The sequence below is a fragment of the Aeromonas sp. 604443 genome (genome assembly GCF_049170315.1).
Taxonomy (GTDB): domain Bacteria; phylum Pseudomonadota; class Gammaproteobacteria; order Enterobacterales; family Aeromonadaceae; genus Aeromonas; species Aeromonas veronii_A.
On sequence record NZ_JAAKMI010000004.1, the window covers coordinates 235,428 to 255,370 of the forward strand.

General features: G+C 51.8%; 16 protein-coding genes. 5 read left to right on the forward strand and 11 right to left on the reverse strand.

Going from position 1 to position 19,943, the window contains the following annotated elements:
• The first annotated feature begins 99 nt into the window (after positions 1-99).
• Positions 100-1,086 (forward strand): zinc-binding dehydrogenase, encoded by a 987-nt coding sequence (locus G5380_RS08685; protein WP_100645594.1) that lies wholly within the window; start codon positions 100-102, stop codon positions 1,084-1,086.
• Between the two features lie 113 nt (positions 1,087-1,199).
• On the opposite strand, the gene G5380_RS08690 is transcribed toward G5380_RS08685, so the two are convergent.
• Positions 1,200-2,264, reverse strand: coding sequence for an adenosine deaminase (locus G5380_RS08690; RefSeq protein ID WP_263083988.1), 1,065 nt, complete (start codon positions 2,262-2,264; stop codon positions 1,200-1,202).
• 197 nt (positions 2,265-2,461) lie between these two features.
• On the opposite strand from G5380_RS08690, the gene G5380_RS08695 reads away from it, so the two are divergent.
• The 4 genes from G5380_RS08695 to asnB all read left to right on the forward strand — a co-directional run bounded on the left by G5380_RS08695 (position 2,462) and on the right by asnB (position 7,196).
• Positions 2,462-3,211, forward strand: a complete 750-nt coding sequence (locus G5380_RS08695; protein ID WP_005337281.1) for an HAD-IIA family hydrolase — start codon at positions 2,462-2,464, stop codon at positions 3,209-3,211.
• A 54-nt stretch (positions 3,212-3,265) separates the two neighbouring features.
• On the forward strand, positions 3,266-4,840 hold the full coding sequence (locus G5380_RS08700; protein WP_069555033.1) for a cation:proton antiporter family protein: 1,575 nt from the start codon (positions 3,266-3,268) through the stop codon (positions 4,838-4,840).
• A 130-nt stretch (positions 4,841-4,970) separates the two neighbouring features.
• Positions 4,971-5,339 carry a cupin domain-containing protein gene (locus G5380_RS08705; RefSeq protein WP_421352652.1) on the forward strand — a complete coding sequence of 123 codons (369 nt, stop codon included), beginning with the start codon at positions 4,971-4,973 and terminating at the stop codon, positions 5,337-5,339.
• A 192-nt stretch (positions 5,340-5,531) separates the two neighbouring features.
• Positions 5,532-7,196: an asparagine synthase B gene (gene asnB / locus G5380_RS08710; protein ID WP_005361356.1), complete on the forward strand. Its 1,665-nt coding sequence runs from the start codon at positions 5,532-5,534 to the stop codon at positions 7,194-7,196.
• Positions 7,197-7,513: 317 nt separating this feature from the next.
• Here the strand turns inward: asnB and G5380_RS08715 are convergent, their stop codons facing one another.
• The 10 genes from G5380_RS08715 to G5380_RS08760 form a co-directional block, all read right to left on the reverse strand.
• Positions 7,514-8,020 (reverse strand): hypothetical protein, encoded by a 507-nt coding sequence (locus G5380_RS08715; RefSeq protein WP_227342501.1) that lies wholly within the window; start codon positions 8,018-8,020, stop codon positions 7,514-7,516.
• Positions 8,021-8,080: 60 nt separating this feature from the next.
• Positions 8,081-9,415, reverse strand: a complete 1,335-nt coding sequence (locus G5380_RS08720; protein ID WP_421352653.1) for a capsule biosynthesis protein — start codon at positions 9,413-9,415, stop codon at positions 8,081-8,083.
• Between the two features lie 7 nt (positions 9,416-9,422).
• On the reverse strand, positions 9,423-11,513 hold the full coding sequence (locus G5380_RS08725) for a capsular polysaccharide biosynthesis protein (protein ID WP_421352654.1): 2,091 nt from the start codon (positions 11,511-11,513) through the stop codon (positions 9,423-9,425).
• 228 nt (positions 11,514-11,741) lie between these two features.
• On the reverse strand, positions 11,742-12,575 hold the full coding sequence (locus G5380_RS08730; RefSeq protein ID WP_421312720.1) for an acyltransferase: 834 nt from the start codon (positions 12,573-12,575) through the stop codon (positions 11,742-11,744).
• A gap of 72 nt (positions 12,576-12,647) precedes the next feature.
• Positions 12,648-14,924, reverse strand: a complete 2,277-nt coding sequence (locus G5380_RS08735; protein WP_421352655.1) for a bifunctional glycosyltransferase/CDP-glycerol:glycerophosphate glycerophosphotransferase — start codon at positions 14,922-14,924, stop codon at positions 12,648-12,650.
• 4 nt (positions 14,925-14,928) lie between these two features.
• Entirely contained in the window at positions 14,929-16,020 is a 1,092-nt protein-coding gene (locus G5380_RS08740) for a Stealth CR1 domain-containing protein (RefSeq protein WP_421312722.1), read from the reverse strand.
• A gap of 57 nt (positions 16,021-16,077) precedes the next feature.
• Positions 16,078-16,959: a UTP--glucose-1-phosphate uridylyltransferase GalU gene (gene galU, locus G5380_RS08745; RefSeq protein ID WP_421312723.1), complete on the reverse strand. Its 882-nt coding sequence runs from the start codon at positions 16,957-16,959 to the stop codon at positions 16,078-16,080.
• 234 nt (positions 16,960-17,193) lie between these two features.
• A complete protein-coding gene (locus G5380_RS08750; RefSeq protein WP_421236069.1) occupies positions 17,194-18,411 on the reverse strand; it encodes a sugar transporter in 1,218 nt (405 codons plus the stop codon).
• Between the two features lie 15 nt (positions 18,412-18,426).
• Positions 18,427-19,077, reverse strand: coding sequence for an ABC transporter ATP-binding protein (locus G5380_RS08755; protein ID WP_421236070.1), 651 nt, complete (start codon positions 19,075-19,077; stop codon positions 18,427-18,429).
• 11 nt (positions 19,078-19,088) lie between these two features.
• Positions 19,089-19,889, reverse strand: a complete 801-nt coding sequence (locus G5380_RS08760; RefSeq protein WP_421236071.1) for an ABC transporter permease — start codon at positions 19,887-19,889, stop codon at positions 19,089-19,091.
• Positions 19,890-19,943 lie beyond the last annotated feature (54 nt).

Consider the following 19,943-nt stretch of genomic DNA (forward strand, 5'->3'; position numbering starts at 1 on the left):
CTGCCGTATTGTTGCCCATTAGCAACAGTGATATGACTGACCGAATCACTGTTGCAATGATCTCGTTGTTCTCTCCCCTCGCTTTCACAAGGAGTCATCATGAATCACACCCAAGCCTGGTGCTGGCATGCCCCCGGTGAACCGACCCAGCTTACCCTCGCCGATCTGCCCCTGGCACCGCTCGCCCCTGACGAGGTACTGGTAGCCAACCGGGTTATCGCTTTCAACCCGGTGGACTGGAAGCTGATCGAATATGGCCACTCCAACTGGCAGGAGGGTCAGGTGCCCGGCGTCGATGGCATGGGCACTATCGTGGCCCTCGGCGCCAACGTCAGCCATCTGCGCCTCGGTGCCCGGGTCGCCTATCACACCGACCTGCGCCACCACGGCAGCTTTGCCCGCCACACCCGGGTACCAGCCCGCGCCCTGCTGCCAGTGCCCGATGCCCTGAGTGACGAGGCGGTCGCCGCCCTGCCCTGTCCCGGCCTCACTGCGTGGCAGGCGCTGGCCAAGCTGCCGCGCCTGCACGGGGAAGCGCTGCTCATCACCGGCGCCGGCAGCAGTGTCGGCCGCTTTGCGGTGCAGCTCGCCCTCCAGCAAGGAGCGCGAGTCTTTGCCAGCGCCAGCCCACGCCACCATCACTGGCTCAAACAGATCGGCGTGCAGGGGGTGGCCGATTATCGGGATCCCGAGTGGCTGGCCACTTTGCAGGCGGCCAACGGCAACGAGCCGTTCGAGGGGATCATCGATCTGGTCTCCAGCCAACAGGCAGAGAGCTTGCTGCCCGCGCTGGGCTACTACGGCCATATGGTGACTGTGCTGGGGCGCATCCCGCACAATCCGCTGCCCGCCTTTGCCCATTGCCACTCGTTACACGAGATTGCACTGGGTGCCCAGCACGCCTTTGGCTCGGACAAACAGTGGAGCCGACTGGTCGCCGCCGGGGTCGCCATGATGGAGCAGATAGCGAGCGGCGAGCTGACCCTGCCGCCGCTGGTGGTCGGCGACTTTGAGTCACTGCCTACCCTGCTCGAGCGCTTCAAGCGCGAAGGACAGGGCGAGAAGTTTCTGGTGCGAGTGGCATAACGCTGACCTTCCCTAATAACCACACCGACCATTGAAACGAAAGAGGCCCGCCAGTGATGGCGGGCCTCTCTTTATATCTAGTGCATCTCATCTCGACTTCATTGGCGCCTGACTCAGTGCAGGATCACCCCGTGAGTCTCGGCATAACTGCGGATCTCCCGAGTCAGGCGCGCCTTGTCGGCCACAGAGAGCCAGCTCGCCTCCACCGCATTGAGCGACAAGCGACAGAGCTGACTCATGGTCGCGCCAAGGCCATCGGCCAGCGCCACAAAGTTGGCATTCATATAGCCGCCAAAGTAGGCGGGATCGTCCGAGTTGATGGTGACGCAGAGCCCCTGCTCCAGCAGTCGCAACACATTGTGCTGGGCCATATTGCCGAACACCTTGAGCCGGGTGTTGGAGAGGGGGCAGACGGTGAGCGGCAAGCGGGTATCCGCCAGATAGCGCAGCAGCTCGGGATCATCGGCCGAGCGCACCCCGTGATCGATACGGCACACCTGCAGCTCGTTGATCGCCTGCCAGATGTAGTCGGCAGGCCCCTCTTCGCCCGCATGGGCCACCACCGGCAGCCCCAGCTCGCGGCATTTGGCAAAAATCCGGGCAAACTTGGTTGGCGGATTGCCCTTCTCCCCCGAGTCGAGGCCGATGCCGTGGATCCGTGACAGGAAGGGCATGGCCTCTGCCAACGTAGCGAACGCCTCCTCCTCGCTCAGGTGGCGCAAAAAGCTCATGATAAGGCGCCAGCTGATGCCAAACTCCTGCTCCCCGCGCTGCAGCGCCCGCTCGATGCCACCTAGCACGGTAGCAAAGGGGATACCGCGGGCAGTGTGGGTCTGCGGGTCAAAGAAGATCTCCACATGCACCACCTTGTCGGCGGCGCAACGCTCAAGATAGGCCCAGGTGAGGTCGAAGAAGTCCTGCTCGGTCACCAGCACGCTGGCGCCGCGATAGTAGAGGTCAAGAAAGGATTGCAGGCAGTCAAAGTCATAGGCGGCGCGCACGCTGGCCACATCGGGCCAGGGCAGTGGCACATTATTGCGGCGGCCCAGCTCAAACATCAGCTCGGGTTCGAGGCTGCCCTCGATATGCAGGTGCAGCTCCAGCTTCGGCAGTCCGGCGATAAATTGCGCGGCGGTGAGGTGTTCGGGGGTGACTGGCTTGGGAATCGGGGTGTCCATAGCGACGGCTCCATCAGCAAAGTGATCCGGCGTCAGCCCCTCCACCAGACTGACCCGACGGCAGCTTTATTGTGCACCGAAGTGACGAGACAGGGGAGACTTGTCATCAAACAGACTTATAATGGCGTCACAAAAATCATAAATGATTGAACATCTTAACGATTGGCGACTCGCCTGCGCCCTGACAAGGAGTTTTCATGAAGAAGAACGTCATCTGCGATATCGACGGTGTTATCCTGCACAACAACGATCTCATCCCCGGTGCCGACCGTTTCGTCCATCGCCTGCTGGAGCAGGGCAGCAAGCTCTTGTTCCTCACCAACTACCCGGCCCAGACCCAGAAAGATCTGCAAAACCGCTTCCGCTCCGCCGGGATCGAAGTGCCCGAAGAGTGCTTCTATACCTCCGCCATGGGCACCGCCGACTTTCTCAAGCGTCAGGATGGCAAGAAGGCGTATGTGATCGGTGAAGGGGCCCTGACCCACGAGCTCTACAAGGCCGGTTTCACTATCACCGATATCGACCCGGACTTCGTGGTAGTGGGCGAGACCCGCAACTACAACTGGACCATGATGCAACAGGGGGCCAAGTTCGTCGATCAGGGGGCCCGCTTTATCGCCACCAACCCCGATACCCACGGCCCCATGATGCACCCGGCCTGCGGCGCCCTGTGCGCCCCCATCGAACGGATGACCGGCAAGAAGCCGTTTTATGTTGGCAAACCGAGCGCCTGGATCATCCGTGCGGCGCTCAACCGGATGGAGGCCCACTCCGACGACACCATCATCATCGGCGACAACCTGCGCACCGACATTCTGGCGGGCTTTCAGGCCGGTCTCGAGACTGTGCTGGTGCTCTCCGGGGTGAGCAAGGTCGCCGATATCGACCGCATGCCATTTCGGCCGAACCATATTTTCGACTCCGTGGTCGACATCGATATCGTCTAATCACCACCCAAGCGTTAAACAGGGCAGGTCTCTCCTGCCCTTGCAGGATCTGTTATGGAACCCATTCTGATCGCCGTGGCTTTTGGTTGCGGCATGGTAGTCAATCTGATTGGCCTGCCCCCCCTGCTCGGCTTTCTGGCCGCCGGTTTTATCCTCAACGGCATGGGATATGAAAATACCCCCGCCCTGAGCGAGGTGGCCGATCTCGGCGTCACCCTGCTGCTGTTCACCATCGGTCTCAAGCTCAATATCAAGACCCTGATGCGGCGCGATGTGTGGGGCACCACCAGCCTGCACCTGCTGCTCTCCACCCTGCTCTTTACCGTGGTACTGCTGGTCTGCAAGGGACTGGGGCTTGAACTTGCCCTCTCGCTGGACTGGAAACTGGCGCTGCTGCTGGGCTTTGCCCTCTCCTTCTCCAGCACTGTCTTTGCGGTCAAGGTGCTGGAAGATCGCAGCGACATGAATGCCCTCTACGCCCGCATCGCCATCGGGGTGCTGGTCATGCAAGACGTGTTCGCCGTAGCATTTCTGGCCTTTTCCAGCGGTAAGTGGCCCAGCATCTGGGCGCTCTGGGTGCTGGGATTGCCGCTGCTGCGCCCGCTGCTGTTCAAGCTGCTGGAGCGGGCCGGTCACGGCGAGCTGCAGGTGCTGTTCGGAGTCTTTCTGGCACTGGTGGTCGGGGCCGCCGGTTTTGAAGTGGTCGGCCTCAAACCGGATCTGGGGGCCCTCATCATCGGCATGCTGCTCGCCTCTCATCCGGCGGCGGCGGGATTGGCCAAGGCGCTCTTCAACCTCAAAGACCTCTTTCTGGTCTGCTTCTTTCTCACCATCGGCCTCAACGGCCTGCCGACCCACGACACCATGTTGCTGGCGCTGGCGCTGGTGCTGGCCCTGCCGCTCAAAAGCGCGCTCTACTATCTGGTCTACAGCGGCGCACACCTGCGGGTGCGTACCGCCCTGCTCTCGACCCTGGCGCTCACCAACTTCTCGGAGTTTGGCCTGATCGTCGCCGCCATCGCCGCCAAGGCGGGCTGGCTCTCCCACGAGTGGCTGGTGGCAGTCTCGCTGGCACTGGCGGCCAGCTTTATGATCTCTGCCCCGCTCAATGCCCAGAGCGAGCGCATTTATCACCGCATCGGCCACTGGCTGCGAGGATTGCAAGCGAGCAACCTCCATCCGGAAGACAGGCCCATAGAGCTTGGTGATGCCGAGGTGATCATCCTCGGTATGGGGCGGATCGGTCAGGGGGCCTACTTCGAGCTGGAGAACAAGTACGGCAACGTCATCCTCGGGGTGGAGAACGACAGCGAGAAGCTACCCACCCTGCGCGCCCAGGGGATGAACGTCATCGAGGGGGATGCCACCGATACCGACTTCTGGGACAAGGTGCTGCTCTCCAATCAGGTCAATCTGGTGCTGCTGGCGATGCCCCACCACTCGGGTAACCTCTACGCCATCGAGAAGCTGCGCAGCCATGGATTCAACGGCAAGATCGCCGCCATCGTCCGCTTCGAGGATGATATCGCCTCCCTGCAGGAGCAGGGGGTGGATGCGGTGTTCAACGTCTACAACGAGGCGGGCAGCGGCTTTGCCCGCCATGTGATCCGCCGCTTGCAGCCGCTCTGAGTCGTCGACCAGCGGCCCTTGGCAAGTGAGGATGCATCGTTTAAGTTATGCATAACCTCGTTTAATAAAACGAACAAACGCGGGGCCGGGATGGCCCCGCTTTCCTATCTGACGAAGCCAAGGAGGCACCATGAAGACCCTCAACGACTGGATTTTGCTCGACCGCCACGAGGCGGCCCCTACCCCGCTGATGCCAGCCCCCGAACGCATTAAAGCGGGCAACCCGAGTCAGACGGTGTGGAACCACTACTCCGATCCCAGCCAGCAGTTTCACATCGGCTTCTGGGCTTGCGAGCCTGGCCGCTGGGCCATCCACTACACCGAGCACGAATATTGCCAACTGCTGGAGGGGGATGTGGTGATCCACGACAATCTGGGCGGCCAGCTGGCCCTCAAACCCGGCGATCAATTCGTGATTCCGGCAGGTTTTGTCGGAGAGTGGGAGACCCTTACCCCCTGTCGCAAGGTCTATGTGATCTTCGAACCCGCCTCAGCTTGACGTTCACGTCACCCGGCCCCGTTGCAGCAACCCTTATCCTGTTGATCTGCTTGACGCTTACGGCATGATTTTCTGCGGTTTTCCCGCTTGCAAAAGGTTTTTCCGCTAGGCATTGTGTCTGACGAGGAATGTAAATGGAATTTCGAGCCCAAACGTGGGGGGCTCATATAAAAATCAAGAGGATTACCGCCAATGTGTTCAATTTTCGGCATTCTGGATATCAAGTCCGATGCAGTAGCCCTGCGCAAATCGGCGCTGGAGATGTCCAAGCGACTGCGTCACCGCGGGCCTGACTGGTCCGGCGTCTACAGCTCCGACAAAGCCATCCTGGTGCACGAGCGCCTGGCCATCGTCGACCCGGGCAATGGCGCCCAGCCGCTCTACAACCCCGAGCGCACCCATGTGCTGGCGGTCAACGGCGAGATCTACAACCACAAGGAGCTGGAGAAAACCCTCAAGGTCGACTTCCAGTTCCAGACCAAATCCGACTGTGAAGTGCTGCTGGCCCTTTACAAGGAGAAGGGCCCGGCGTTTCTCGACGATCTCAACGGCATCTTTGCCTTCATTCTTTATGACGCCGAACAGGATGCCTACCTGATTGGTCGCGACCACATGGGGATCATCCCCCTCTATACCGGTCGTGACGAGCACGGCAACTTCTATGTCGCTTCCGAAATGAAGGCGCTGGTGCCGGTCTGCAAGAGCGTCGAAACCTTCCCGCCGGGACACTATCTGTGGAGCAAGGATGGCGAGCTCAAACAGTGGTACAAGCGCGACTGGATGGAATACAGCGCGGTCGAGCACAACGTCAGCGACAAGGCCGAGCTGAAAGCGGCGCTGGAAGCGGCGGTCAAACGCCAGCTGATGTGTGACGTGCCCTATGGCGTGCTGCTCTCCGGCGGGCTGGACTCCTCCGTTATCTCCGCCATCACCAAGCTCTATGCGGCACGCCGCATCGAGGACGATGGCAAGAGTGAAGCCTGGTGGCCGCAACTGCACTCCTTCGCCGTAGGGCTGGAAGGGTCGCCGGATCTCGCCGCCGCCCGCAAGGTGGCTGATCACCTCGGCACCATCCACCACCAGATCCACTTCACCGTGCAGGAGGGGCTGGATGCCCTGCGCGATGTCATCTATCACCTCGAGACCTATGACGTCACCACCATCCGCGCCTCCACGCCGATGTATCTGATGGCACGCTACATCAAGGCGATGGGGATCAAGATGGTGCTCTCCGGCGAAGGCTCCGACGAGCTGTTCGGCGGCTACCTCTACTTCCACAAGGCGCCCAACGCCCGCGAATTTCACGAAGAGAACGTGCGTAAGCTCGCCTCTTTGCACCTCTATGACTGCCTGCGCGCCAACAAGTCGATGGCAGCCTGGGGTGTGGAGGGTCGCGTGCCCTTCCTCGACAAGGAGTTCATGGACGTGGCGATGCGCCTGCAACCTGCCGACAAGATGTGTGGCAAAGGCAAGATCGAGAAGCACATCCTGCGCGAAGCGTTTGAAGATCTGCTGCCCCACGAAGTGGCATGGCGCCAGAAGGAACAGTTCTCCGACGGCGTAGGTTATTCGTGGATCGACAGCCTGAAAGCCATGGTGGAACAGGAAGTGACGGATCAGATGTTCGAAGCGGCTGCATTCCGCTTCCCCATCAACACCCCTCTCACCAAGGAAGCCTACTTCTACCGCGCCATCTTCGACGAGCACTTCCCGCTGGAAGCCGCCGCCCGTACCGTGCCCTACGGCAAGTCGGTCGCCTGCTCCACCCCCACCGCGCTGGAGTGGGATGCCAAGTTCAAGGAGATGGCCGACCCGTCCGGCCGCGCCGTGATGGACGTGCACCAGCAGGGCTACTAAGCCAGAGCGGGGCGACCCCATCGGCTAACGTCAGATAGCAAAAAGCCCTTCACCATGGTGAAGGGCTTTTTATTTTTAAATGTTCCAGATGCAATCAATATTGATAAATGAATATGCCACTTAGCTCATCTTGAAATAAATCCACAATAATTGTTGCTCAGATAAAATGGGGCACCATTTTATGACTCACAAGTCAAAATCTGGCCTGAAATATATTTCACACAGCTTGCCAGATTATATCCACCACAAATGTGTATTAAAAAAACGTGGCAAAATGACAAAGTACAATGCGTAATAGCGATCATATTTCGCTAATATTACAGCGTCCATCGCAATGAGAAGGTGGTGACCGCGACATGGTCTCCCCCAGGTACCCAATCAACCTTGGGTGCATAACCGACTTCCAATGCAACTGACTTGTAACCCAGTATCACTATCGGCAAAGCGGCAAAACCATCAATACCCGAACCGTTGAGATAACCAGCCTGCGCCCCTACCCCAGCAAAAACATGTTCGGTGAGATACCACTCTTTCCGATAAGAGAAACCCGCATAACCAGCTGTATTTTCTAGAGAATCCCGATAAAGCCCGCCGCGCAGCGCAAGTTTTCCCGTGTCGTTGTCACCCAAGAACACCCACGCCAATCCCAATCCCGGGTTAAAACCATTAAAGTCACAGGTTTTGCTTTTTTTTCCTGTTCCCTGCGAACAATCACTGTGTATTGATGCCCCGTGAATAATAAGTGAAAGATCATGTTCAGCTGCCATGGAAAAAGTCGGCAACCCCAAGAGTCCAATGGATAACAAGCAACCGTGAATGTTCATGTTAACCTTCCTGGTTTTATTTACCTCTCACTAACACACTAAATCAAAAATAGGCAGACATCAAACGAGTAACATCAGAGCGGTTGAACCGATAGATGTAAACGGGTCACTAATACCATCGAGAGTGGCCAGCCAGGGTAATGTAAGGCACATGGTATTATTCACCCTCATACGGCGTTCCGGCGATACAAGCTCATCACGCATATTCGGCGCTGAAAGCTTCATTTTTTCCATGACCGCCAGCGCACTCATTTTCAGATGACGGTAAAAACTGGCATTGAGCTGGGTCAGATGGAGCAAGGAGTGGCGCACCCGTTTGAATGTCTCGGCACATACCGGGCTCTGCGAGTGCCAGAAGGAGGCCAGCGAACCTTTGGTGGTCAGACCGTCAATATCATAGAGTGCCCGCCCCATGCAGAAGGTGGGTACATCATGGAGCAAAGCAGAGAGACCGACCGTGCTGTTGATGGTGATCACCCCTTTGAGCAAGGGATACAGGGTTGGCAGCGGCAGTTCATAACCGTAAAAGACCCTCCCCTCCAGGCCAAGCACCGCAATGAGTCTGTTTATCTGGGCACGATAACTGACATAGCCCCGATCCATGGGGTGGTGCTTGAACAGCAACACATCTTCGGGTTTGGCATGCTCCGCAAAGGAGTTGATCACCTGCGCAACCATCTCCTCCACCCCGCTCAGGTCAGAGTGCTCCCGGATCTGAAAATCCTCGGTCACTTGCAGTGGCACAAAGAAGATCCGCCCTGCGTACTGCGGCAACGCCTTGAGCAGGGCGCGATCCTGGCGCAAGTTGCCGTATTTCACCATGGCGCCACAGACCCACCCCATCGCCTCCTGCACCAGACTCCAGGGACGGTGATTCACAAAGTGTGGATAACGCCAACGGAACAGCGACTTGTTGATGTGGTAGCGACTGGCATACCAGGCGCGCACCGCAAAGGTCTTGCCCACCTTGAGCGAGCTGTCATAAGGCACAGGCCAATCCAGTTGGGCAAGTTGATCGCGCCGCTCATACCAGGGGCTGAAGGCATTGACCCCCCCCTGTTCCAGCGTGACGAAATCGGGTCTGAGATAGCCCTCCTCCATCGCCCAGAATGGCACTCGCTTCAACTTGCAGATACGGCCAGCCTCCAGATGGTAATAACGGCAGTCCCCGTAACAGATCACCGTATCGATACCCTGCTGCTTGAGCACCCGGCGGAAAAAGGCGTTCCAGCTCTCCGGTTTCCCGCGAAAACGCAGATTTTTTCCGGCACAGGGCCAGCACTCATCCCCGCCATTGAAATGGATCTTCACCACCTGATGTCCCGCCTCGGTCAACTGGCGACTCAGGGTCTGAAAGAAAGGGCCAAGCGGGCCTTGCAGTAACAAAATCTTCATTGACGACTTATCTCAAAAACGGGGAGAGAGAGGGGCGCTGCATGAGCGTCTGGAACAAGTAACCGAGCTTGAGCTGCCAGCGTTGCCAGCGGCTCGCTTTTTGGGCCGATGAGTGTCCCTGCTTCGCCAGTTGGTGGATCAACTGCTCCGGACTTATCCAGAGCCCGGTCTGCCAATCGAGATAGAGCGGATAGGCAACCAGCGTCAGATAGACCAGCGCAGCCAGCGGCAGACTACGTTGACGACGAGCAGGCGGATTGGCATCCGTGGTCAACCCCCAGCCACTGTAGAAGGGTTGGCCCCAGGTCGTCACCTTGACCCCCTGCACCAGCGCCTCGAAGCCACTGAGCGAGGTCATGGTATGCAGCTCATCCACATGGGGATAGAGGCTGGTGAGCCCAATATCCAGCACCTGGCTATCGACACACTCCGCCAGACAGGCCGCAGAAATCGCCCCACCACGATTGCCCGCCACCACATCAGGGTGTGGCTTGTAGAGAATATGAGCATCGGGTTTGGCCGCTCGCACCGCCCACAGCAACTGCTCATTGCTGCGAATATGGGGGCTCCCGGTCTGAATGGAGGCATCGCCATCTACCTGACCCACCACCAGCACCAGCTCACGACCATCATCGGGCCTGGTGTAGTGCTGCGGCTCGCCCACATTGTATTTGCTGACCCTGTGTTCCCGTAGCAAGGCGAGCAGCGCATCCCCGCGCTTGACCTCCACCTCTGTCAACTCCTGATAGTTGAGCAACTGTTCCAGCCCGCTGGGAGTGCGACTATCGAAATAGATCCCGACCGGGTCCAGTGACAAGGAGGAGGGACGACAGAGATTGGAGCCCAGCCCCCTCGAGCGAATAAAACCATCCTCGACCCGGATTGCAGAGGCGAGATCAGGGTGGCGGCTACCCCACACCAATATCTGCTCGTCACCGGTCAACCGCTTGGGTGGCTTGCGCACAAAGCGCAACTCATCGGCCAAATGCTGGCAAAACGCCTGCATAAATGCCCGCTTCCACAGCGAGAAACCGACCAGATAAAGCCTGCGCCAGCGCGGCGCGGGGCGGCGCTGATTGGCAATAATGGCGATCACCTCCTCTACCTCGCAACGCTGGCCCAGCACAGGGTCGAGATAGCGGGGATAGCGGATCAAGGCTGCCGCGACCAGCTGGGCGAGCGACACTTTTACGTTGCGCCGTTCACACTGCTTGCTGTCATGGGTCAGCCCCCAACCCGCATAAAACGGCATACCGAAGCAATAGACCGGCTTGCCAAGCAACAGGCCCTCAAAACCAAGCTGGGATGACACCGTATAGACAGCATCCACCACATTGAGCAGCGCATGGGGATGGCAGTGATCGGCCACAATCTCCACATCATCCAGGTTCAGACGGGCCAACACCCCGCGCTTCTTGCCAAGGCGAGTATCGGGATGGGTGCGCAGCAGCAGGCGCGCATCGGGATGATTGCGGCGCGCCGCCTCCACCATCGCCACAAAATCAGCTTCACTGGCCAGCGCCCCCGGAATGGAGAGATCCCCCGCCACCTGATCGACCAGCAGGACCCTGGGTTTGGCGCTCTGCTGCAGACGTGTGGCAAGCCCTGATGGCAAGCCGCCATAGTCCCCGACAGCAGAGAGGGCGGTCACGCTGCCGCTGGCAATCGACTGACCGGGGGCAGTGGCATAACAGTTGTATTTGGTGACCCCGAGGCGTACCAGCTCACCGATCAATCGTTCGGCCCGTGCCAACATCTGTGGCTCGCACGGGGTGGCAATCAATTGCTCAAGCTGGCTGGGCTGGCGGGCATCGTAATAGATCCCCACCGGATCGGCGATCAGCGAGACCGCCTTGCCCCCCCTGGCGGGATGGCCGATATAACCGATAAAACCATCTTCAAGCTGCCAATAGGGCAAACTCAGGGTCTTGGCCTGCTCCTTGATCTGGTGGGTATTAGCCTTCTGGCCCCAGCCGATCAGCACATCACCCGACTTTACGGCATCAGGGGAAGCAAAGCGCGCCAATGGCTGTCCCAGACAGGCGCTGATTTGAGTGCTGCGGGCCAGTATGCCGCTGGATTGTGTCCATAAAGTCATGCAAATTGCTCAGAAGATTATGTTAGAAACCACATGAGAGTTATTTTTTGTGTGCAAAAACTATCGCAATATAATTTTCATATTATAGGTTTTGAATATACCATAAGCAGAAAACTCTAATTTCCACTGCTGTATGAAGATAGAGTTTTCACTTAGAATTTATTATCTAATTTAGTTTAGAGTACACACTGACAAAATACCTTACTGTAAAATTTGCCTCTCAATAACTTATATTGTAGCTTCTGGGATGAAAAATCTATCCTTTTTATTAAAGCAACTAATAGTAGATATTATATACCCAAGTTTTTCCTTTGCATTAACCAAAGAGATAAAATCACAATCAATATTATCAAACGACTTTGTTTCTCCATCCTTGAAATTAAAAATATATGCATCAGTATCTTTCTCATTAAATTTTTCAGTTTCGACACTAGTCCAATTGTGAACGCAATCCTCCGTATAAAAAACATTATCCCTAACCATTTTTGCTGGATTACCAGCCCAACTAGAGTTTGAGTGAACCGTCTTGTTTGATAAAACAGCACTTGCCCCAACAATACTCCCAGACCCTATTTTCGTTCCCTTGAGAAGGAGAGCATCCTGCCCAATCCAAACATGATCTCCAACATAAACACTTTTACTATGATTGATTCTTTTCTTAGTCGTGGCGTCAAAAATAAGATGAGGATCCGCTAATCTAATACTAATACCAAAAGACAATAAGCACCGACTGCCGAAAAAAACATTTTTTCCTTCAGAAAGAGTAAGGCTCATTATTTGTCCGTGCGGATTAAAATAATTATCCTCGCCAAAGAATAGGACTGAGCCATTAAAAATATTTGCAGAAAATGTATATGGATGTCTGCTCCGCGATAAAAACACAACTGAATTGCTTCCCAAAAACCTTAGAGTTACATTTTTCAATGTAACACCTTCTTGACAGTAAAGTATATTATTCTCACCATCCAAGATAATTTCAGAGTTAATCATTTCAGGGTAATGGCCATGAAAAAAACTAGACCCTACCTTTAATATACCCTCTCTATTTTTTATTCTTTCCATTACTCTCTCACATATTTAAAATATAGTAGCCAGCAGACACCAATTAATGTTTGGCGCCACTGAAAATTTAGACTAAGCCTCAATCAAATCAACAATTCTTTTCGAATTCTTGTTATCTCTATATGTAAAGAACTTATTGGCAACTTTCTCATACTTCTTATCCATATTAATGTTATTGGAGATAATCCCTTTGAGTTCTTCAATAAGATTTTTTTCTGATGTAACAACTGGCCCAGGAATACCAGTACGAGGACACACAAGAGGCCCACCACGAGTAGAGAAGAACTTTTGTGCATCAAACCAATAGTAAAGGACAGGTTTTCGCTGATAAAGCATATCAAATGACGCAGATGAGTAATCAGTAATCATTATATCTGCCGATACAATAAGTGATTGAACATCAATGTCGTTCATACTATGGATAGTAATTTTATTGGAGCAAGGTAAAGCTTTTAAGTGCGCGTGCATTTTATGATGCAAACATACGTCAGCAGACATATTATGCTCTGCTAACATTTTGTTAAAACTATCAGATGAAATTAACTCATTTATCTTCTTGTAGTATTGAGAGTTAATAAACTGTTTCTCATTGACATTTGAAAGCCAATCTCTCCATGTTGGCAGAATCAATATTCTACTCGAGCGCTTACTTTGTTGCTTCGGTAGCTTATCAAAACGGGAAAGACCTGTAACTGAAACTTCGCTCTTATCAAAACCGAACTGCTTGCATATTAGTTGCTTTTCAAAATCAGAGCTGACAATAAATTTATCCGGCAACTCATGCCGTTTTTCCATAGAGTTCTTGTCATAGTATCCCGTCGCTCTGTTAAGAGCGAAAATGCCGTGTTGCAGGAAAATTTTTCTCTTATGCTTGTGCTCCTCAGCAACACGCTGCCACTGGTGGAATACATCCCTCATGCTATCGCTGAATACATAAGTAGATGCTCTGTTAAAAATAATAAAGTGTTTTAAACTACCATATTTTATTACATTGGGAAAACCATCAAGATTTTCTTTTGTTTTAGCTTTACCATCTATAACATAATAATACTCTTTATTCCCTTTATATTTTTTAGCATCTTGAACATGGCAAAAAACATGGTAACTAGAATCATTTGCAGTTTTACCTAATCGTTCACCTACAAGAACAATATTATCACTGTCTTTATATAGTGCTGCACTGACTACTTTTGATATACCATATTTGGCTTTCCATGCCGTATTGATGCATGATGACTTTACTTTATTTTTTATTTTTCTTATCTTTGCTTTTAACTTTTTATTTTTCAAGCTGTGGTAGTCTTGAATAATATCATTGTCGCTCTTTTCAATTCCCTTATTAAGACATGACTTTTTAAATACGCCATTCATGACTCTATGTGCTTCTGAATAGAAGCCATGGTAGATGAGCAATAATGGTAGCCGTCTCGGTGGTGTAAAAACTCTCAATGGTTTATCACCAATATGAGAATTTAGAAAGTGTCTAAGATGTTTATATACGGGTTTTACTTCATCAATGGTGCAATCAGCCGAATACTTGGTTAGACGGTATAGCAACCCCCGTAACACAAACAGTTTTGCAAGATACGTCTGGCGATCCGGTAATCCAAATTGCAATGTCAGTTCGTATACTTTAGTTAGATCATAGAATACTTTTTCGTTGACAATTTGTGTGCAGGACGGATTATCCTCATCATCTCGTCCACGATAGAGATAGCTTATATGTGGAGTCGTTGATATATGATTAGCCTTATACATAGCTTTCATCACAAATATCCAGTCCTCAGCCAGTTTGATACCAACGGGAAACTCGATATTATTTCTTAACAGCAGATTTCTTTTATATAACTTGGCCCACGGTGCCGGTGTTTTTACTAAAATAGAGTGATGGAAGAATTTCACTTTTCTAAGCGCTGCGCTAGCAACTTCAGCATGATCCTCAATAAACCAGCTTCTTCTAGAGTTAAATGCTTTACTATGTGAAACGATAACCTCAGAATCTGTTTCCTTTGCCAACTTGTACAATGGAGAGAGCGCATCTGGTGGCAATAGATCATCAGAGTCCAAGAAAAATACATACTCTCCAGAAGCGATCTTGATCGCATTGTTTCTGGCAACTGACTGACCAGCATTTTCTTGCTGTATGAGATATATATTCTTATAGGTATTCTGATATTCTCTGATTATTTCAACTGAATTGTCAGGCGAGCCATCATCGATAAAAATAACCTCAACGGACTCCTCAAAACTGAAACCTGCAACGACTTGGATTGTTAATGAGTCAATGCAGTCTCGAATATATTTTTCTACATTGTAGACAGGAATAATTACCGATATTAACTTGTTCACTTGTTTATCCCGAAATCCCAGTGAAATAATTAGAAAGCAATAGCTGAGCATTGCTTTTTTGCTTTATATTTTTCGTATTAAAGTCATTGGCACAAAATGAGTGGGGTAATGTTCCCTTATTTTTTGCTATCTGAAGAGCGTTGAAATACGTAGCTGCAGCAGGTGACCTGATATTAAAATAGTAACAAATGTCCCTAGAAGGCACAGACACGCCTCGAATATATGAGAGCCAAGGAACGAAAAATGTTGCCAAATTCAAGTCATCATTTGTTCTGAATTTATTCGACAAAAATTTCCTCAACTCTGCTCTATATAATCGCCAGCATTCCTCAAACATGCTTTTCCGCAGAGGAACGTAGGTATGTACCAATGGATGATCAATGAGAAAACTGAAGTCATGATTCAAGATAGCTGCAGATTTTAATGATGCAGACAAGGTAGGTGTATCAGCCCCCTTCCCTTGCATAATGGCCAAGCTTTTCTTGGACATAAAGAGGGAGGCAATACCATTGCTTCTGAAAAAATGTCCCGCTGGTAGTGGTCTGGCGACAAAGACATCGTCATTGAAATAGATAAAGTGCTCCGCCAGTCCAGGTATCTTGTGCAGGTGGGCTTCAATCACATGGGAATTGAACGTAGGCAGGTATTGTGACTCGATAATGTCCGAGTGGTCGACAATCCGGACCCGATCAGAGGGAGTCAACCATTTCGGACACTGTTTATCAGTCACAATATATATACGTCGAACCCAGGGCAAAAACTTCAGTACGCTGCCCAGTGAATATTTCAGCTCATCATGGTTGCTAAACCTTGCAGGATCAGTGGCATGTTGCCCAACATTACCTTCATTGACTAACTGCTTGTAATGTTGATAACGTGTTTGCCAAGCGGGATCAGAATCATCGACCCATGTAAATACCACATCGATTGGAAAATCGATTTCTATTTGACTCTCCAGAGCCAAGTCATGGCGCATCAGAATATCTTCTTCATTCTCTGCACAAGCAATCTCGTTTCGAATGACCGGATATTTTTTATTCAAATGATCACGAATAAAAATTCCCGGGCTTTTGAAAAATTTCTTCAGTTTTCTCATCTTGTTTCGATACTAACGTGGATGTGTTATACGCGGATGAGTCAAATAGAATGGTAGTTACAACGCCAGTGACCCGATAAATGCTTTAAAGCTATGCTGATAATCTTTATGGCGGAGGCCATACTCAACAAACGCTTTCATATATCCCAGTTTATCACCGCAATCATGAGATTTTCCTTGCATGCAAAATGCATCGACCTCACCAGATTTCAACAATTCTGAAATCGCATCGGTCAACTGGATTTCATCACCAGCTCCGGGTTGTGTGGTTCGCAGGTGTGGCCATATCTCAGGTGTCAACACGTAACGACCAACAATGGCAAGATTGGATGGCGCCTCATCTTGCTCAGGCTTCTCAACAACATCAAATATGGTGGCAGACTCTCCCGCATCCACATCAATGGAGTGGCAGTCCACGATACCGTATTTTGACACGTCTTTGATATCGACAGGTTCCACCATAATCTGGGAGTGACCTGACTCTTTATAATTACGAACCATTTTTGCCAGATTGTCCTTTTTCAGATCGCTTGCTGCGTCGTCGATAATCACATCTGGCAATACCACGACAAAGGGGTTGTCACCGACAAGCGGATATGCGGAAAGCACGGCATGACCCAGCCCTTTTGCCTCCCCCTGACGGACATGCATGATGGTCACATCCTTGGGGCATATCGACTGGATCTCTTCCAGTAATTGTCGTTTAACCCTGCTCTCTAATGTGGCTTCCAGCTCAAAAGATTTATCGAAGTGATTCTCGATAGCGTTCTTCGATGAGTGGGTTACCAGAATGATCTCTTTGATTCCTGCCGCAATGCATTCATTGACCACATACTGGATCAATGGTTTATCTACAATTGGCAACATCTCTTTCGGTATTGCTTTTGTGGCTGGCAACATACGAGTACCTAGACCAGCAACTGGAATTACAGCTTTCATTTTATCCCCTAGCATTGGTTATATACTTATTTTTTATTTAGGTCGTTTCGAGAGGTGAGCCCTCATCTGCTTTCAGCAAAATACATCATCGACCAGTTGATATATTTTGCCATGAAACATTTGGCAGTTAATATGATTATACGGCTGAATATAAAACCTATAAGTTTAATTTAAATGTATTTTACAAATGAATAAAATAACTGTGATAACTGAAGGATGGATAAAAACCATTGTTTAATCCTGATGTTCACGCAGCGTGGCCAATCCCATTATCACCAAACCATAAAACAGGCAGAGTAATACTCCAACTGTGGTCAGGTTATAGATACGGCGTGGATATTCAGCCTCTTCCGCCAATGTCGGACGCGTGACAACTAATAAGTGTTTAAGTTTGCGATAGGCTTCTACACGGGTTTGCTCCAGGCTGATCAACCCGGTCTTGTAGAGATCGGCAGCCAGAGTAGCCTGGGTTTGCAAATCCATATATTGGGCGGTGATTTCGTTCATCGCCTCAGGCGTCACCTGATTGCCAGCACCGGCATCATGGGTGGTCAATTTCGCCTTTTCCTGTTTTAGTTGCTTGCTTAACGCATCAACACGACTTTGCACCGATACCACCCCTGGGGCACTCTCTTTCATATAACTGCGCAATTGCTTAAGTTCTGCCTGCTGGCGCACCAGTTCAGCTTCAATTTCACTGACTACACCAAGGCGTGCAGTGCTGGTCGATTCCGGGCTAATTAGCTGATGGCTATTTTGAAACGCCAGCACCTTGGCTTTCTCTGCCTGCAAGCGTTGATGAGAACGGTTAACCTCTTGTTCGACAAACGCGAGCTGGTCCATGGCGACCTGATGGCCCAGCTTGTTGATAAAGCCTTCCGCTTCTTTCAGCATCAAGCTGACTACCTTCTGGCCATATGCAGGATCGAATGCCTGCAGTTCGATGGTTAATACCCCGGAGAGTTCATCAAGACGCAAGGTCAGGTGGTCACGGTAATATTCCAGAAACTCTTCGCGGGTGGCACTGCTCGACAAGCGTGAGAAAAAATCAGCATTACTGCCTTGGTAGTGCGCCTTCAACGCCAGTTCCCGATCCAGTTTTGCCAGCAGATCCCAAGAGCGCAGATAGTCTTGTACCAGCAGTACATCCTGATGATTGCTGCCACCCAGCCCCAGCATAGACAGGGCATCGGGCAACATTTTGATTTGATCTGCCTGCTTTATGATGATTTCGCTGCGGCTGACATAACGGTCTGAAGCAATCCCGCCAAAATAGAGTGATGCGACAACAAAACTGACCACCACCCATAAAAAACTGCCCAGTTTCAGGCTTTGCTGCCATGAACGATGAGCGAGTTTGTAACCACTGGAGTCAATAAAAAATCGTTTGGGCTGATTGCGCAATTTGCGCAGCAGACGGAGAGGTTTGTTCGCAGGAATAGGATGAGTCATGGTTAGGCTTGCTTGTTACAAAGTTTGATAAATACGGATGGCGTCGTCGATATTGTCGAACACTTCCAGCTGGCCATTGCGCAATAACATGCCCATATCACACTGCTGGCGCAGGTTTTTCATATCGTGTGATACCATGATAAGGCTGGCGGTTTCACGCTTTTTGTTAAAGACGTCGATGCACTTCTGTTTAAAACGGGCATCCCCCACCGAGGTGATCTCGTCGGTCAGATAGATATCGAAATCGAAAGCCATGCTGACGGCAAAAGAGAACTTTGATTTCATGCCGCTGGAGTAGGTTTTGATCGGCAGTTCAAAATGCTGACCAATCTCGGAAAACTCCTTGACCCACTCCTCAACAGCTGCCGTCTCGCGCACCCCATGAATGCGGCAGACAAAACGGGTATTTTCACGCCCCGTCATGCTGCCCTGAAAGCCCCCCCCCAATGCCAGTGGCCAGGATACCCGGCAATATCGGCTCACCTTGCCACGGTTGGGCATATCCATGCCCCCGAGCAGTCGTAGCAGGGTCGATTTGCCCGCCCCGTTGACCCCCAGAATGCCGATATTGCGGTCCCGAGGCAGGGTGAGCGATACATCGCGCAGCACATAGTTACGACCAAATTTGGTCGGGTAGTACTTGGTAACAGAGTCAAGAACGATCATCAGGTTTCACTTTAACTGGCGATAAGGCGGCGATGGCTTAACCGATAGCAACTCATGGCGAAGGTGAGCAGTATCAGGGTGACAGCAGCCAGATAGCTCGAGCTGACATAGGGGCTACTGTAGCCGGCAATCCAGCCACTGCGAATAAGCTCTAGAGCATGCACCAGCGGATTCCATAAAAACCAGTGCCGATATTGGGCCGGGATGGTGGCGAGCGAGAACATGACGCATGAGATAAACATCAATGGCATCATCAGCAGGTTGAGGAATTTGTCGGCCTCTTGCACCAAATTGCAGATCACGCAAAAGACAATTCCGAGAGAAAACGAGAATACCATCAACAGCAGATAGACAAGGATCACCTGCAGCGGATCGGCAGGAATGGCATCAAAGCCAAACCAGATTAGTCCCAATATTAATACCCCCCCCACCAGCATCCCGACCATGGTTTCGAGCATAAAACGGGCAATAAACGTTGAGAACGGAGTGACCTGGCGGTAACAGAACAGCCCCATATTGGCGCTGACTGCAGATTGCAGCTTGCTGACCACATTTTTAAAAAAAATAAAAGGCAGATACCCTGCGGTGATAAATAGTGGTGCTGGCGCTCCGCCAAATCCGCTATGACCGCGCAAGCCAAAAATCAGGCTAAAGGCACCGATCATCAGCAGTGGATCCAGTAGTGCCCAAGCATACCCCAAGCGATAGCTGCCAAAACGGGTTTTAAGCTCGCGAATAAGCAGGCCAAAGACAACATCTCGCAATACCTGTAAGGAGGTACGCGGCGTTTGATTAAGAATCGGTTTATTCATTAAGTCGCTCTACCGTATAACAGACTCGCCGGGGGCGAGTCTGTTTTACGCCGC